The organism is Streptomyces sp. NPDC048182 (assembly GCF_043202555.1).
Lineage (GTDB): Bacteria > Actinomycetota > Actinomycetes > Streptomycetales > Streptomycetaceae > Streptomyces.
Window position 1 is genome coordinate 447,578 of the sequence record NZ_JBIDAQ010000003.1, and the last position, 14,496, is coordinate 462,073.

The 14,496-nt window shown below is 73.4% G+C and carries 14 protein-coding genes; 8 read left to right on the forward strand and 6 right to left on the reverse strand.

Features of this window, described 5'->3' with window-relative positions:
* Positions 1–57: 57 nt before the first annotated feature.
* Positions 58–1,830: an acetyl/propionyl/methylcrotonyl-CoA carboxylase subunit alpha gene (locus ACGFZL_RS08175; protein WP_393690094.1), complete on the reverse strand. Its 1,773-nt coding sequence runs from the start codon at positions 1,828–1,830 to the stop codon at positions 58–60.
* Positions 1,831–2,188: 358 nt separating this feature from the next.
* Between ACGFZL_RS08175 and ACGFZL_RS08180 the strand changes: the two genes are divergently transcribed.
* Positions 2,189–2,629: a hypothetical protein gene (locus tag ACGFZL_RS08180; protein WP_393690203.1), complete on the forward strand. Its 441-nt coding sequence runs from the start codon at positions 2,189–2,191 to the stop codon at positions 2,627–2,629.
* Here ACGFZL_RS08180 and ACGFZL_RS08185 read toward each other — a convergent pair.
* From ACGFZL_RS08185 to ACGFZL_RS08200, 4 genes are all read right to left on the reverse strand, one after another.
* Positions 2,598–3,215 carry a nucleoside triphosphate pyrophosphatase gene (locus ACGFZL_RS08185; RefSeq protein ID WP_393690095.1) on the reverse strand — a complete coding sequence of 206 codons (618 nt, stop codon included), beginning with the start codon at positions 3,213–3,215 and terminating at the stop codon, positions 2,598–2,600. The two genes, ACGFZL_RS08180 and ACGFZL_RS08185, sit on opposite strands and share 32 nt — an antisense overlap.
* 32 nt (positions 3,216–3,247) lie before the next feature.
* Positions 3,248–3,376, reverse strand: a complete 129-nt coding sequence (gene mmpB / locus ACGFZL_RS08190) for a morphogenic membrane protein MmpB (RefSeq protein ID WP_355174553.1) — start codon at positions 3,374–3,376, stop codon at positions 3,248–3,250.
* Positions 3,377–3,488: 112 nt separating this feature from the next.
* A complete protein-coding gene (locus tag ACGFZL_RS08195) occupies positions 3,489–3,686 on the reverse strand; it encodes an acyl-CoA carboxylase subunit epsilon (RefSeq protein ID WP_393690096.1) in 198 nt (65 codons plus the stop codon).
* A gap of 17 nt (positions 3,687–3,703) precedes the next feature.
* Positions 3,704–5,305 (reverse strand): acyl-CoA carboxylase subunit beta, encoded by a 1,602-nt coding sequence (locus ACGFZL_RS08200; protein ID WP_393690097.1) that lies wholly within the window; start codon positions 5,303–5,305, stop codon positions 3,704–3,706.
* Positions 5,306–5,425: 120 nt separating this feature from the next.
* Here ACGFZL_RS08200 and ACGFZL_RS08205 point away from each other — a divergent pair, with 120 nt between their 5' ends.
* From ACGFZL_RS08205 to hutH, 5 genes are all read left to right on the forward strand, one after another.
* Entirely contained in the window at positions 5,426–6,304 is an 879-nt protein-coding gene (locus tag ACGFZL_RS08205; protein ID WP_393690098.1) for a biotin--[acetyl-CoA-carboxylase] ligase, read from the forward strand.
* A 194-nt stretch (positions 6,305–6,498) separates the two neighbouring features.
* Positions 6,499–7,623 carry an adenylate/guanylate cyclase domain-containing protein gene (locus tag ACGFZL_RS08210; protein WP_355174545.1) on the forward strand — a complete coding sequence of 375 codons (1,125 nt, stop codon included), beginning with the start codon at positions 6,499–6,501 and terminating at the stop codon, positions 7,621–7,623.
* An 846-nt stretch (positions 7,624–8,469) separates the two neighbouring features.
* On the forward strand, positions 8,470–9,270 hold the full coding sequence (locus ACGFZL_RS08215) for an enoyl-CoA hydratase-related protein (protein WP_355174543.1): 801 nt from the start codon (positions 8,470–8,472) through the stop codon (positions 9,268–9,270).
* 82 nt (positions 9,271–9,352) lie between these two features.
* The gene (locus ACGFZL_RS08220; RefSeq protein ID WP_393690099.1) at positions 9,353–10,510 is read left to right on the forward strand and encodes a diguanylate cyclase domain-containing protein; all 1,158 of its coding nucleotides are present in this window, start codon (positions 9,353–9,355) and stop codon (positions 10,508–10,510) included.
* 79 nt (positions 10,511–10,589) lie between these two features.
* A complete protein-coding gene (gene hutH, locus ACGFZL_RS08225) occupies positions 10,590–12,128 on the forward strand; it encodes a histidine ammonia-lyase (protein WP_393690204.1) in 1,539 nt (512 codons plus the stop codon).
* Positions 12,129–12,164: 36 nt separating this feature from the next.
* On the opposite strand, the gene ACGFZL_RS08230 is transcribed toward hutH, so the two are convergent.
* Positions 12,165–12,512, reverse strand: a complete 348-nt coding sequence (locus tag ACGFZL_RS08230) for a hypothetical protein (protein ID WP_355174540.1) — start codon at positions 12,510–12,512, stop codon at positions 12,165–12,167.
* Positions 12,513–12,620: 108 nt separating this feature from the next.
* On the opposite strand from ACGFZL_RS08230, the gene ACGFZL_RS08235 reads away from it, so the two are divergent.
* Both ACGFZL_RS08235 and ACGFZL_RS08240 read left to right on the forward strand, forming a co-directional pair.
* Positions 12,621–12,998, forward strand: coding sequence for a hypothetical protein (locus ACGFZL_RS08235; protein WP_393690100.1), 378 nt, complete (start codon positions 12,621–12,623; stop codon positions 12,996–12,998).
* A gap of 236 nt (positions 12,999–13,234) precedes the next feature.
* On the forward strand, positions 13,235–14,485 hold the full coding sequence (locus ACGFZL_RS08240; RefSeq protein ID WP_355174536.1) for an Ig-like domain-containing protein: 1,251 nt from the start codon (positions 13,235–13,237) through the stop codon (positions 14,483–14,485).
* The last annotated feature ends 11 nt before the right edge of the window (positions 14,486–14,496 follow it).

Here is a 14,496-nt window from a genome sequence, read left to right on the forward strand (position 1 = left end):
CTCCTCGGTGCTCAGGGTCGTACGGGCTTACGTGCGGTGCTCAGGGCCGTACGGTGCTCAGTCCTTGATCTCGCAGATCGCCGCGCCCGACGTGACCGACGCGCCGATCTCCGCGCCCAGCCCCTTGACCGTGCCGGCCTTGTGGGCGTTGAGGGGCTGCTCCATCTTCATGGCCTCCAGGACCACGATCAGGTCGCCCTCCTTGACCTCCTGGCCCTCCTCGACCGCGATCTTCACGATCGTGCCCTGCATGGGCGAGGCCAGGGTGTCGCCGGAGGCCGCCGGGCCGGACTTCTTCGCCGCCCGGCGCTTGGGCTTGGCACCCGCCGCGAGGCCGGTGCGGGCCAGCGACATGCCGAGCGAGGAGGGCAGCGAGACCTCCAGGCGCTTGCCGCCGACCTCCACGACGACCGTCTCGCGGCCCAGCTCGTCGTCCGCCTCGGTGTCGCCCGGGGCGGTGAAGGGCTTGATGTCGTTGACGAACTCGGTCTCGATCCAGCGGGTGTGGACCGTGAAGGGGTCGGCGGAGCCGGTCAGCTCCGGTGCGAACGCCGGGTCGCGGACCACCACGCGGTGGAACGGGATGGCCGTCGCCATGCCCTCGACCTGGAACTCCTCCAGGGCGCGGGAGGCGCGCTCCAGCGCCTCCTTGCGGGTGCGGCCGGTGACGATCAGCTTGGCGAGCAGGGAGTCCCACGCCGGGCCGATCACCGAGCCGGACTCCACGCCGGCGTCCAGGCGGACACCGGGTCCGGAGGGCGGGGCGAAGAGGGTGACGGTGCCGGGGGCCGGGAGGAAGCCCCGGCCCGGGTCCTCGCCGTTGATGCGGAACTCGAAGGAGTGGCCGCGCAGCTCCGGGTCGCCGTAGCCGAGCGCCTCGCCGTCGGCGATGCGGAACATCTCGCGGACCAGGTCGATCCCGGCGACCTCCTCGGTGACCGGGTGCTCCACCTGGAGGCGGGTGTTGACCTCCAGGAAGGAGATCGTGCCGTCCTGGCCGACCAGGAACTCCACCGTGCCCGCGCCCACGTAGCCGGCCTCGGACAGGATCGCCTTGGACGCGCGGTACAGCTCCGCCAGCTGCGCCTCGGAGAGGAAGGGCGCCGGGGCCTCCTCGACCAGCTTCTGGTGGCGGCGCTGGAGGGAGCAGTCGCGGGTGGAGACGACGACCACGTTGCCGTGGGTGTCGGCCAGGCACTGGGTCTCCACGTGCCGGGGCCTGTCGAGGTAGCGCTCGACGAAGCACTCACCGCGGCCGAACGCCGCCACGGCCTCGCGGACCGCCGAGTCGTACAGCTCCGGGACCTCTTCGAGGGTGCGGGCCACCTTCAGGCCGCGACCGCCGCCGCCGAAAGCCGCCTTGATCGCAATCGGCAGGCCGTGCTCCTCGGCGAAGGCCACGACCTCCGCCGAGCCGGAGACCGGGTCCGGCGTGCCGGCCACCAGCGGGGCGCCGGCACGCTGCGCGATGTGCCGGGCGGCGACCTTGTCGCCGAGGTCGCGGATGGCCTGCGGGGGCGGGCCGATCCAGATCAGGTCGGCGTCGAGCACGGCCTGGGCGAACTCGGCGTTCTCCGAGAGGAAGCCGTAGCCGGGGTGGATCGCGTCCGCGCCGGACTCGCGCGCGGCCTTCAGGACCTTCTCGATGTCCAGGTAGCTGGCGGCGGGGGTGTCACCACCCAGGGCGAACGCCTCATCCGCGGCGCGGACATGCAGAGCGTCCCGGTCCGGGTCCGCGTAGACGGCAACGCTCGCGATCCCGGCGTCCCGGCAGGCCCGGGCCACGCGGACAGCGATTTCGCCACGGTTGGCGATGAGCACCTTGCGCACGATTGAGGCTCCCTCCTTGAAACAAGCCGAGTTTAGGGACTGCCGACACGGCACTTCGACCCGTCCCCAATGGTGAGCTTGCCCACACGGAGCGTGATTCGAGGCCCGCTCGACCCGCGAAAGCCCTTGTCGCACCATGGTGCGCCGGACTCCTCGGGGAAACCCTAGCCCCAGGGTGTGGGCAAGGTCTCTGTGAGAGCGTGCTGCGGGCCACTCCGATTCTTTGTGGAGTCCCTACGAATGGCCCAATGATTCTTTGCGCCCGCCCGACCTCTTGTCCCTTCCTTTACCGGTTAGTAACGTGCGGGGGGTCTCGAACGTACTTCGGGTAACAGTGGGGAAGGCGGGTGGGGGCGTGCTGGCGGTGCGCAGGCCGGTGGCGTGGGTCGTGGCGGTGATTCTGCTCCTGGAGGCGCTCGGCGTCGCCGCGCTGAACTGGTTCCTGGGGATCGTCGTGGACCGCCAGGACATGTCTCTGGCCGGCCTCGACCCCGACACCATGGCCACGTCCTCGAAGATCGCCGGCATCGTCTTCGGGCTCTACTTCGCCCTGTGCGGCGTGGTCGCGCTCCTTGTGGCGCTGCGCGACCGCCGGCCGGCCGGGATCGGGCGGGTGCTGCTGATCAGCGCCGCCGTGGTGCACGGGCTGCTCGGCGCCTTCGCCTGGGGGCTGATGGGGGTCGGGCCCTTCCTGTTCATGATCGTCATGCTGGGGCTGCTCGTGCTGCTGCTCCTGGCCTACGCCCCGGCGGGCGGCAGCCCCGAGGTCAGTCCGCCGCCGGCGCCCACAACTCCGTGATCTCCGTGCCCAGTTCCGCCAGCAGGCGGCGCAGCAGGGGCAGGCTCAGGCCGATCACGTTGCCGTGGTCGCCCTCGATGCCGTCGATGAACGGCGCCGAACGGCCGTCCAGCGTGAACGCCCCGGCGACGTACAGCGGCTCGCCCGAGGCGACGTAGGCGGCGATCTCCTCGTCGCTCGGGTGGCCGAAGCGGACGACCGTGGAGGCGGTGGCCGAGACGTGCCGGCCCGCGGCGGTGTCGTAGACGCAGTGCCCCGTCTGGAGCGTGCCCGCGCGCCCGCGCATCGCCTTCCAGCGGGCGGTGGCCTCGGCGGCGTCGGCGGGCTTGCCGAGCGCCTCGCCGTCCAGGTCGAGGACCGAGTCGCAGCCGATCACCAGGGCGTCCCGGGCCTCCGGCCGCGCGGCCACCACGGACGCCTTCGCCTCGGCGAGGGCGAGGGCCAGCTCCGCGGGGGTCGGGGCGGAGACGGCGTCCTCGTCCACACCGCTGACGATCACCTCGGGGGTGAGGCCGGCCTGGCGGAGCAGGCCGAGCCGCGCGGGGGACTGGGAGGCGAGGATGAGGCGGCGGCGCTTGTCTGTCATGCGGTCAGGTTAGTCACGGGCGGCTCGGTGGCTCATCTGAGGCCGGTCACGATCACGACGAGGATCATCGCCACCGGCAGGAGGAAGGTCAGGCGGCGGAGCATGTGCTGGGTGGCGCGGAGGTCTTCGGGGGGTTCGTTCTCGGGGTCGGACCAGAGCATGCCACTAGCGTGGGGCTTGGCGGGGGGGCGGCGCCTGAGTAGGGGTACTCAAGTGGGGCGCGGGGTATTCCGTGTCGTGCGCGGTTCCCCGCGCCCCTGGGTGGGCTGCCCCTCAGGCCGGCCAGTAGGTGCGGGCCCATGCCGTCGGGCCCGGGTGTCGGGTTGCTATGCGGGACGGGTCGGACCAGGCGGGGCTGGGCTGGGGGGCGCCGGGCGGCTCGGTGGCCGCCGCCGCGGCGCGGGCTCGGACCACCGCCAGGGTGGCGGCCAGCTCCTCCGGGGTGGGGTTGCCCCGTACGACCTTGATCACAGCGGCTCCTCTCGTCCTTACAGGGGGATGTTGCCGTGCTTCTTGGGGGGGAGGGTCTCGCGCTTCGTGCGGAGCTGGCGCAGGCCCCGTACGACGTGGCGGCGGGTGTCGGAGGGGAGGATCACCGCGTCGACGTAGCCGCGCTCGGCCGCCGTGTACGGGTTGAGGAGGGCGTCCTCGTACTCCCGGACCAGGCGGGCCCGGACCGCCTCCACGTCCTCGCCGCTCGCCGCCGCCTCGGCCAGGCTGCGGCGGTGCAGGATGTTGACCGCGCCCTGCGCGCCCATCACCGCGATCTGCGCCGTCGGCCAGGCCAGGTTCAGGTCGGCGCCCAGGTGCTTGGAGCCCATCACGTCGTAGGCGCCGCCGAACGCCTTGCGGGTGATCACCGTGATCAGCGGGACCGTCGCCTCGGCGTACGCGTAGATCAGCTTCGCGCCCCGGCGGATGATGCCGTCGTGCTCCTGGTCGACGCCGGGCAGGAAGCCGGGGACGTCCACGAAGGTGAGGACGGGGACGTTGAAGGCGTCGCAGGTGCGCACGAAGCGGGCCGCCTTCTCGGAGGCGGTGATGTCCAGGCAGCCGGCGAACTGCATCGGCTGGTTGGCCACGATGCCGACCGGGCGGCCCTCCACCCGGCCGAAGCCGGTCAGGATGTTCGGCGCGAACAGCGGCTGGGTCTCGAAGAACTCCGCGTCGTCCAGGACGTGTTCGATCACCGTGTGCATGTCGTACGGCTGGTTCGCGCTGTCCGGCACGATCGCGTCCAGCTCGCGGTCCTCGTCCGTGACCTCCAGGTCCGCCTCCTCCGGGAACGCCGGGGGCTCGGAGAGGTTGTTGGAGGGGAGGTAGGAGAGGAGCTGCTTGACGTACTCGACGGCGTCCTTCTCGTCGCCCGCCATGTGGTGGGCCACGCCCGACGTGGAGTTGTGCGTGCGGGCGCCGCCCAGCTCCTCGAAGCCGACGTCCTCGCCGGTGACGGTCTTGATGACGTCCGGTCCGGTGATGAACATGTGCGACGTCTGGTCGACCATCACCGTGAAGTCGGTGATCGCCGGGGAGTAGACCGCGCCGCCCGCGCAGGGGCCGACGACCAGGCTGATCTGCGGGATCACGCCGGAGGCGTGGGTGTTGCGGCGGAAGATCTCGCCGTACGCGCCGAGGGAGGCCACGCCCTCCTGGATGCGGGCGCCGCCGGAGTCGTTGATGCCGATGACCGGGCAGCCGATCTTCAGCGCGAAGTCCATGACCTTGACGATCTTCTGGCCGTAGACCTCGCCCAGGGCGCCGCCGAAGACGGTGAAGTCCTGGGAGAAGACGGCGACCGGGCGGCCGTCCACCGTGCCGTAGCCGGTGACCACGCCGTCGCCGTAGGGGCGGTTGGCGTCCAGGCCGAAGTTGGTGGAGCGGTGCCGCGCGAACTCGTCCAGTTCCACGAACGAGCCCTCGTCGAGGAGCAGTTCGACGCGCTCACGGGCCGTCAGCTTGCCCTTCGCGTGCTGCTTCTCGACGGCCCGAGCCGAACCGGCGTGCGTCGCCTCCTCGATACGGCGCCTCAGGTCCGCGAGCTTGCCCGCGGTCGTGTGGATGTCGGGCTGCTGCTCTTCCGGCTCGGACATCGGGATGCGGCTCCCTGCCTGCTCATGCCTGCTCAAAAGGGGGGTCGGTTACTCATCCGTAGCGTAGTGCGGGGCCTCGCGTTCGGCAGTGCGGTCTTTCCCACACCTAGGGTGGCTTGCATGACGCCCCGCGATGACTCAGGTACCCCGCCCGACCGGCCCGGCAACCGGTGGTCCGACCTGGACCGCCCGCCCCTCGACGCGGCGGCGCTGCGGCGGGGGCTGCTGCGGGAGGGCGGGCTGTGGCGTTCGCTGGACGTCGTCCAGCGCACCGGGTCCACCAACTCCGACCTCGTCGCGCGGGCCGCCGGGGGTGAGGCGCCCGAGGGCGCGGTGCTGGTCGCCGAGGAGCAGACGGCCGCGCGGGGGCGGCTCGACCGGCGCTGGACGGCTCCGGCGCGCTCCGGGATCTTCTTCTCCGTGCTGCTCCGGCCCGCGGCGGTGCCGGTGGCGCGGTGGGGGTGGCTGCCGCTGCTCACGGGGGTGGCGGTGGCGACGGGCCTTTCGCGTACGGCGGGGGTCGACACGGCGCTGAAGTGGCCGAACGACCTGCTGGTCACGGTGGGGGGCGAGGAGCGCAAGGCCGGGGGGATCCTCGCGGAGCGGGCCGACGGGGACGGGGTGGTGGTCGGGGTGGGGATCAACGTCACGCTGCGCGCCGGTGAGCTGCCCGTGCCGCAGGCCGGGTCGCTCGCGCTGGCGGGGGCCGCGTCCACCGACCGGGATCCGCTGCTGCGGGGGGTGCTGCGGTCGCTGGAGGACTGGTACACGCGGTGGCGGTCGGTGAGTGGGGATCCCGTCTCCAGTGGCCTTCAGGAGACGTACGCGGCGGGGTGCGCGACGTTGGGGCGGCGGGTGCGGGCGGAGTTGCCGGGGGGGCGGGCCCTGGTCGGGGAGGCGGTGGCGGTGGACGGGGAGGGGCGGCTGGTGCTGGGTACGGGGGCGGGCGTGCAGGAGCCGGTGGGCGCGGGTGACATCGTCCATCTGCGCCCGGCGTGATGCCCCTTTCCCGCCGTACGCGACTGACCCGCCGTCGTGGCTGGTCGCGCAGTTCCCCGCGCCCCTAAGGGCATGCAGTCCCGCCGGTGCGATACCTGCGGCACCCCCGCGCTCTCAGGAGTGAGCCACGGCACACCTGACGTAAAGTTGGGCCCGGTCGAAACTGACCGCGGCAGATCAGAAGGGCAGCAGGCGTGACCGTCGACGACACGGGCTCCGGCACGGACGGGGACGGCCGGGTGGACCCAGAGCCCGCCGACCCCGGCGGGGACCCGCTCGCCCTCCGCCTCGAACAGCTGATCCTCGGCGCCGAGCGCCGCTACACCCCCTTTCAGGCCGCCCGCAGCGCCGGCGTCTCCATGGAGCTGGCGTCCCGCTTCTGGCGAGCCATGGGCTTCGCCGACATCGGCCAGGCCAAGGCGCTCACCGAGGCCGACGTCCTCGCCCTGCGCCGCCTCGCCGGCCTCGTGGAGGCGGGGCTGCTCAGCGAGGCCATGGCCGTCCAGGTGGCCCGCTCCACCGGGCAGACCACCGCCCGGTTGGCCGAATGGCAGATGGATTCCTTCCTGGAGGGCCTGACCGAGCCCCCGGAGCCGGGGATGACCCGCACCGAGGTCACGTATCCCATCGTCGAGCTGCTCCTCCCCGAACTGGAGGAGTTCCTGGTCTACGTCTGGCGCCGCCAGCTCGCCGCCTCCGCCGGCCGCGTCATCCAGGCCGCCGACGACGAGGAGATGGTCGACCGGCGCCTCGTCGTCGGCTTCGCCGACCTGGTCGGATTCACCCGGCTGACCCGGCGGATGGAGGAGGAGGAGCTGGGCGAGCTGGTCGAGGCGTTCGAGACCACCGCCGCCGACCTGGTCGCCGCCCGCGGCGGGCGCCTGATCAAGACGCTGGGCGACGAGGTGCTCTTCGCCGCCGACGACGCCGGCACCGCCGCCGAGATCGCCCTCAGGCTCATCGAGACGATGGCCAACGACGAGACCATGCCGGAACTGCGCGTCGGCATCGCCTTCGGCACCGTCACCACCCGGATGGGCGACGTCTTCGGCACCACCGTGAACCTCGCCTCCCGGCTCACCTCGATAGCGCCGCGCGACGCCGTCCTGGTCGACAGCGCCTTCGCGCAAGAGCTCATCCGCACCCGCGACGCCCCCACCTCGGAGGCGGAGGCCGTCGAGGAGGCCGCCGCCGCGGAGAAGGAGGGCGAGGAGCCGCCGGCCTACCGCTTCGCGCTCCAGCCCATGTGGCAGCGGCCCGTGCGCGGCCTGGGCGTCGTGGAGCCGTGGCTGCTCACGCGGCGCGGCGAGGAGTCGTAGGGCTCGCAGGGCTAGTCGTCGCCGATCGACACGTCAAGGCACAGGCCCAGCACCGGTACCGGTACGCACACGCCTCCGCTCCGGGGCGGAGGAAGGCTGGGGCCGGGCTGCCTGGGTCCGGTGGTCGGCTTCGGTGAGGGTTTCGGTGCCGGCTCGGACGTCGGTTCCGCGGGTCGGCCCGGGGTCGGCGCCGGGGGTGGGGTGCTGCTCGGTACCGATGCCGGTGCCGGTTCAGGCGTCGGGTTCGGCCGGAGTGGCGCGGCGGGCTCCGCCGCCGTGACGGACGGTTCGCCAGGCGTCGGCGTCGGCGCCGCAGCCGGTGGGGCGGGGGCGTACGGCCGCTCCGTCGCTCCCTGGGCGTGGGCCGACGTGCCCGGGAGGCGGCTGCTCGCCGCCGCGGGGGCCGCGCGGTCCGTCGTAGGGGACGCGGTGGCCGTCGGGGCGGGCCCGCGGTGCGGGTAGGGCCTCGGCCCGGCCGCGTCCCCGCCGCCCGGCTCCGGCACCAGGCGGGCCAGGCTCAGTGCGCCGGCCGCCAGGAGCAGCGCCGCCGTCGCCAGGAGTACCCGGCGGCGTCGGGGGCGGCGGTGGCGGCCGTGTCGGGACCACCAAGGGGTGCCGGGCGGCTCCTCGGGCTCCGGTCTCGCCGGTGTGTCGGTCGTCGTCGGCATGGTCCCTCCCCGGTGCGCGGCGCAGCGACGCTACGCGCACCCGGTGGGCGAGGTACCGGGGTCGCGGCGATGTCACCCGTACGGGTGGGGGCCGCTGTTCGACCGGCCTTCCGTCGTGCCGGTCCGGCTGCGATGATCGGGCCGACTACTTGTTAACCCGCGTTAACCGGAGGGTGTCATGGGCGAGGAGCGGTTCGGGGAGTTCGTCGCGGTGCGGCGGCCGGGGGAGGGGCACGTCGCGGAGCTGGTGCTCGACCGGCCGAAGGCCATGAACGCCGTCTCCACCGCCATGGCCGGCTCCCTCGGCGCGGCCTGCGCGGCGCTGGGCGAGGACCGGGGGGTCAGGGTCGTCGTGCTGACCTCCACGCACGAGCGGGCCTTCTGCGTGGGCGCCGACCTCAAGGAGCGCAACTCCTTCTCCGACGCCGAGCTGCTGCGGCAGCGGCCGGTCGCCCGGGCCGCCTACACGGGCGTACTGGAGCTGCCGGTGCCGACGATCGCGGCCGTGCACGGCTTCGCGCTGGGCGGCGGCTTCGAGCTGGCGCTGGCCTGCGACGTGATCGTGGCCGACCGTACGGCGGTGGTGGGGCTGCCGGAGGTGTCGGTCGGGGTGATCCCGGGGGGCGGCGGCACGCAGCTGCTGCCCCGGCGGGTCGGGGCGGCCCGTGCCGCCGAGCTGGTCTTCACGGCGCGGCGGGTGGAGGCCGCCGAGGCGCGCGAGCTGGGGCTCGTCGACCAGCTGGTGGAGGAGGGGCGGGACCGGGAGGCGGCGCTTGAGCTGGCCTCCCGGATGGCCGCCAACTCGCCCGTCGGGCTGCGCGCCGCCAAGCGGGCCCTGCGGCTCGGGCACGGGCTCGATCTGCGGGCCGGCCTCGAGGTCGAGGACGCGGCCTGGCGCTCCGTCGCCTTCTCCGGCGACCGGGCCGAGGGGGTGGCGGCCTTCAACGAGCGGCGGGCGCCGCGCTGGCCGGGGGAGTAGGGGGCCCAAGGGTTGCGCCGGGGGCCGGTCAAACGGACCAATCGCCTCGGCCCCCTCCGGCCGATCTCCCTAGCCTGGGGAGATGGGTGAGGACAGACGGCTCGCGGCCGTCGTGGCGCTGGCGCAGGGGATGGCCGCGGCGCACAGCGCGCGGGAGGCGTGGCGGGCCGCCGCCGTCGGGGCGTGCCTGGCGCTGGGCGGCGGTTTCGCCGCGCTGTCGGTGTGGGAGCGCGAGCGGGGGCGGCTGCGGGTGCTCGTCAACGTCGGGCGGCGGGCCGCCGACGAGGAGGAGTTCCCGGAGGACGAGTCCTATCCGGTGCACCAGTTCGCCGAGATCACCGAGTTCCTGCACGAGCGCTGGGCCGGCGGCGGCGAGCCGGACGCCTGGGTGGAGACGGCCGCGGGGCCGGCCGCCGGCCGCGCCGGCTACGTGCACCAGCGGGTAGCCGCCCTGCGCAGGCGCGGGCGCGGCTGCTGCGTCGTCGCGCCGATCGTGCTGCACGGGCACGCCTGGGGCGAGCTGTACGTGGCCCGCCCGGTCGGCGACCCCGTCTTCGAGCGGGCCGACGCCGACTTCGCGACCGTCCTGGCCTCGGTGGTGGCCGCCGGCATCGCGCAGACCGAGCGTCTTGAGGAGGTGCGGCGCCTCGCGTACACCGACGCGCTCACCGGCCTCGCCAACCGCCGCGCGGTGGACGCCCGCCTGGACGAGGCCGTGGAGCTGCACCGCAAGGAGGGCGTGGTGGTCAGCCTCGCCGTGTGCGACCTCAACGGGCTCAAGGAGGTCAACGACACCTACGGGCACGCCGCGGGGGACCGGCTCCTGGAGCGGTTCGGGTCGGTGCTGTCGCTGTGCGGGGCGATGGTGCCGGGCGGCGCGCTGGTGGCGCGGCTCGGCGGGGACGAGTTCTGCCTGCTCGCGGTCGGGCCGCCGGCGGACACCGTGGTGGAGGCGGCCGACGAGCTGTGCCGGCGGGCCGCCCTCCTCGAGCCCGGCGAGGGCGTGGCCTGCGGGGTCGCCTCCACCGACGACCCCGTGGGTCCGGTGCGCTCGGCGCGGCGGCTGTTCCGGCTCGCCGACGCCGCCCAGTACCGGGCCAAGGCCGAGCGGGCGGCCGGACCGGTCGTCGCGGGGAGGGAGGGCCCGGAGGATCCCGTCGTCCGGCTCGCCGACGCGCCCTCGCGGGCGGAGGACGGGGAACGCCGGCGGTTCCGCGGCCGGCACTCGCCCGAGGTGTAAGGGGCGCACGCCGGATCCGCTGGTGACGTAGCCGATGGTGACAGTGGGGAATTCACTGCGTACGCTCCTGAATATGGATATGCACACTGTGGTGGTGGGGACGTCCGGGACGACCCCGTCCGACGTCCTCGCCGTGGCCCGCGCCGGCGCCCGCGTCGAGCTGGCCGACGAGGCGGTGGCGGCCCTCGCGGCGGCCCGCGAGGTCGTGGACGCGCTGGCCGCCAAGCCCGAGCCCGTGTACGGCGTGAGCACCGGCTTCGGCGCCCTGGCCACCCGGCACATCAGCCCGGAGCTGCGCGCCCGGCTGCAGCGCAACATCGTCCGCTCGCACGCCGCCGGCATGGGCCCGCGCGTCGAGCGCGAGGTGGTGCGCGCGCTGATGTTCCTGCGGCTGAAGACTGTCTGCTCGGGCCGCACCGGCGTACGCCCCGAGGTCGCGCAGACCATGGCCGACGTCCTCAACGCCGGCATCACCCCGGTCGTGCACGAGTACGGCTCCCTCGGCTGCTCCGGCGACCTCGCCCCCCTCTCGCACTGCGCGTTGACCCTGATGGGCGAGGGCGACGCCGAGGGCCCCGACGGCACCGTCCGCCCGGCCGGCGAGCTGCTCGCCGAGGCGGGCATCGCCCCCGTCGAGCTGCGCGAGAAGGAGGGCCTCGCCCTGCTCAACGGCACCGACGGCATGCTCGGCATGCTGCTGATGGCCCTCGCCGACCTGGACACCCTGTACAAGTCCGCCGACGTGACCGCCGCTCTCAGCATGGAGGCGCTGCTCGGCACCGACCGCGTCCTCGCCCCCGAGCTGCACGCCATCCGCCCGCACCCGGGGCAGGCGGCCAGCGCCGCCAACATGCTCGCCGTGCTCAAGGGCTCCGGGCTCACCGGGCACCACCAGGACGACGCGCCCCGCGTCCAGGACGCCTACTCGGTGCGCTGCGCCCCGCAGGTGGCCGGCGCCGGGCGCGACACCATGGCGCACGCCGCCCTGGTCGCGGAGCGGGAGCTGGCCGCCGCCGTCGACAACCCGGTGGTGCTGCCCGACGGGCGGGTGGAGTCCAACGGCAACTTCCACGGGGCCCCGGTCGCCTACGTCCTCGACTTCCTCGCCGTCGCCGCCGCCGACCTCGGCTCCATCGCCGAGCGGCGCACCGACCGGCTGCTCGACAAGAACCGCAGCCACGGGCTGCCGCCGTTCCTCGCCGACGACGCCGGCGTGGACTCAGGGCTGATGATCGCCCAGTACACGCAGGCCGCCCTGGTCAGCGAGTTGAAGCGGCTGGCCGTGCCGGCCTCGGCGGACTCCATCCCGTCCTCCGCGATGCAGGAGGACCACGTGTCCATGGGCTGGTCGGCGGCGCGCAAGCTGCGCACGGCCGTCGACAACCTGGCCCGGATCATCGCCGTGGAGCTGTACGCGGCGACCCGCGCGATCCAGCTCCGCGAGGGCCTCACGCCCGCCCCGGCCTCCCGGGCCGTCATCGACGCCGCCCGCGCGGCCGGCGTCGAGGGCCCGGGCGGCGACCGCTTCCTGGCCCCCGACCTCGCCGCGGCGGACGCCTTCGTGCGCGCCGGGCACCTGGTGGCGGCGGCGGAGACGGTCACCGGGCCGCTGCGGTAGCAGGACGGCGGGGTCCCGTGCGGGGGCCCCGCTGTCTCAGTACTCCAGCCGCTCCCGGCGCACCGAGTAGCCCACGAAGCCCGCGCCGAGGCCCAGGCAGAGCGCGCCGCCGACGACGTACGGCGTGGTGTCGAAGCCGCCGGTGTCGGCCAGGCGGTCCGTGGTGGCGCCCTCGGTGCCCGTGGCGGCGGCCGTGTTCTCCATGTTCGCGGCGGAGACGGCTCTGGCCTGCTCGGTGCGCTGCGGCGACGGACTCGCGGCGGCGGCGGTCCGGGTGGCCGGGGCGTCGTCCGGTGCCGCGTTCGCGGACGGGACGAACCACAGGGCGCACAGCAGGCCCCCCGCGGCGGCGGCGGTCAGCAGTGGACGGCGAGCGGATGACACGGAATATCGATCCCCTTGTGGCGCTGGCGAATTGCGCGTTGGGCAGATGTTAGTGAAAGGCGCGGGTCACCGGAAAGCCACGGGGGCGGGCGGCCTTACGCTCCGGGCATGAGTACTCCTGACACCTCCCGGTTCGTCCGGGTTCGCGTCGACCTGGTCCTGGAGATCGACGACGAGGAAGCCGTCACCGGGGCCGCGCTCCAGGCCCTCGCCGAGGACCCCGACCTGCCCGACGCCGAGCGGGCGCGGGCCGAGCGGGCCGTGACCGAGGACACGGCGGAGGCCCTGGCCCACCTCGTGGACCCCTTCGACCTGGTCGGCGCGGTGCCCGGCGCCGCGCTCCAGCAGGCATCCTGGAGCAGCGAGCGGATCGACTACGACCCCGACGCGCCCGAGTGGGAGCTGGGCGAGGACGACGACTACGACGACGACGAGGGTGAGGGCGGCGGCTCCCGGGTAGACGGGGAGGAGATGACGGCCGGCTGACGCCGGGTGGGGAAATTCCCGGCCCCGGGCGGCAACCGCCACCCGGGGTTTCGTCGTCTCACGGGGCGCACGACCGCCCACGGCACCGCCCCCCGCGACCCGCGGCGAGGGCGGCGGGGAACGTGGCGTGTCCCACACCGTCCGGCGGTGGGGAACGGGACGAACCGGTCGTAGCGTTGGAAGTTCTGACGGTTGTCTCGGGGTTTCGGGAATCGGCGACGATGGAGAAGCGTGTGATGACGGACGGTATGCGGCGCAAGGGCCTGGCGGCCGCGTCCGCACTGCTCGGCGGTGTGCTGGCACTCTCGGCGTGTTCCAGCGGTGACGCCGACGCCTCCGGCGGCAAGGACGGCAAGTCCTCGCAGAGCGAGGTCGACGAGGCGGCGGCCCAGAAGACGTCCGAGGCCCAGATCAAGATCGCCCCGAACGACGGCTCCGACAACGCCTCCATCAACAACTCCGCGGGCGTCACCGTGAGCAAGGGCACGCTCACGGACGTCAAGATGACCGCCGCCGACGGCACCGAGGTCAGCGGCCAGATATCGGCCGACAAGCTGAGCTGGAAGCCGAGCGGCCAGCTGGAGCGGGCCACCACCTACAAGGTGGCGGCGACCGCCACGGACTCCGACGGCCGCGCCGCCCACGAGAACTCCTCCTTCACCACGGTGTCGCCGAAGAACAGCTTCATCGGCAGCTTCACCCCGGAGGACGGCTCCACGGTCGGCGTCGGCATGCCGGTCTCGCTCAACTTCGACAAGGCGATCACCAACAAGGCCGCCGTCCAGAAGGGCGTCACCGTCACCAGCAGCAGCGGCCAGGAAGTCGCCTGCCACTGGTTCAGCGCCAACCGCATGGACTGCCGCCCCGAGAAGTACTGGCAGGGCGGCTCCACCGTCACCCTGAAGCTCGCGCTCGACGGCGTCCAGGGCGCCGACGGCGTCTACGGCGTCCAGCAGAAGACGGTCAGCTTCAAGATCGGCCGCAACCAGGTCTCCGTCGTCGACGCCAAGACCAAGCAGATGAAGGTCACCCAGGACGGCAAGACCATCCGCACCATCCCGATCTCGGCCGGCTCCCCGGACAACAAGACGTACGAGGGCCAGATGGTGATCTCCGAGAAGTACAAGGAGACCCGGATGAACGGCTCGACGGTCGGTTTCACCGACGACGACGGCAAGGGCGAGTACGACATCAAGGACGTGCCGCACGCCATGCGCCTGAGCACCTCGGGCACCTTCATCCACGGCAACTACTGGGGCGCCAAGTCCATCTTCGGCGGCGCCAACACCAGCCACGGCTGCGTGGGCCTGTCCGACACCAAGGGCGCCAACGACCCGGACACGCCCGCCGCCTGGTTCTACAACCACTCCCTGACCGGTGACGTGGTCGTCGTGAAGAACACCGGCGACAAGACCGTCGCCCCGGACAACGGGCTCAACGGCTGGAACATGGACTGGGCCCAGTGGAAGGCCGGTTCGGCGGCCTGACGCCCCCTCAG

Bases quoted from the DNA above. Each gene is read 5' to 3' on its own strand.
- ACGFZL_RS08185 (WP_393690095.1), bottom strand. From the start codon at position 3,215: ATGACAGACAAGCGCCGCCGCCTCATCCTCGCCTCCCAGTCCCCCGCG.
- mmpB (WP_355174553.1), bottom strand. From the start codon at position 3,376: ATGCTCTGGTCCGACCCCGAGAACGAACCCCCCGAAGACCTCCGCGCC.
- ACGFZL_RS08200 (WP_393690097.1), bottom strand. From the start codon at position 5,305: ATGTCCGAGCCGGAAGAGCAGCAGCCCGACATCCACACGACCGCGGGC.
- ACGFZL_RS08205 (WP_393690098.1), top strand. From the start codon at position 5,426: ATGACGCCCCGCGATGACTCAGGTACCCCGCCCGACCGGCCCGGCAAC.
- ACGFZL_RS08215 (WP_355174543.1), top strand. From the start codon at position 8,470: ATGGGCGAGGAGCGGTTCGGGGAGTTCGTCGCGGTGCGGCGGCCGGGG.
- ACGFZL_RS08220 (WP_393690099.1), top strand. From the start codon at position 9,353: ATGGGTGAGGACAGACGGCTCGCGGCCGTCGTGGCGCTGGCGCAGGGG.
- hutH (WP_393690204.1), top strand. From the start codon at position 10,590: ATGCACACTGTGGTGGTGGGGACGTCCGGGACGACCCCGTCCGACGTC.
- ACGFZL_RS08235 (WP_393690100.1), top strand. From the start codon at position 12,621: ATGAGTACTCCTGACACCTCCCGGTTCGTCCGGGTTCGCGTCGACCTG.
- ACGFZL_RS08240 (WP_355174536.1), top strand. From the start codon at position 13,235: ATGACGGACGGTATGCGGCGCAAGGGCCTGGCGGCCGCGTCCGCACTG.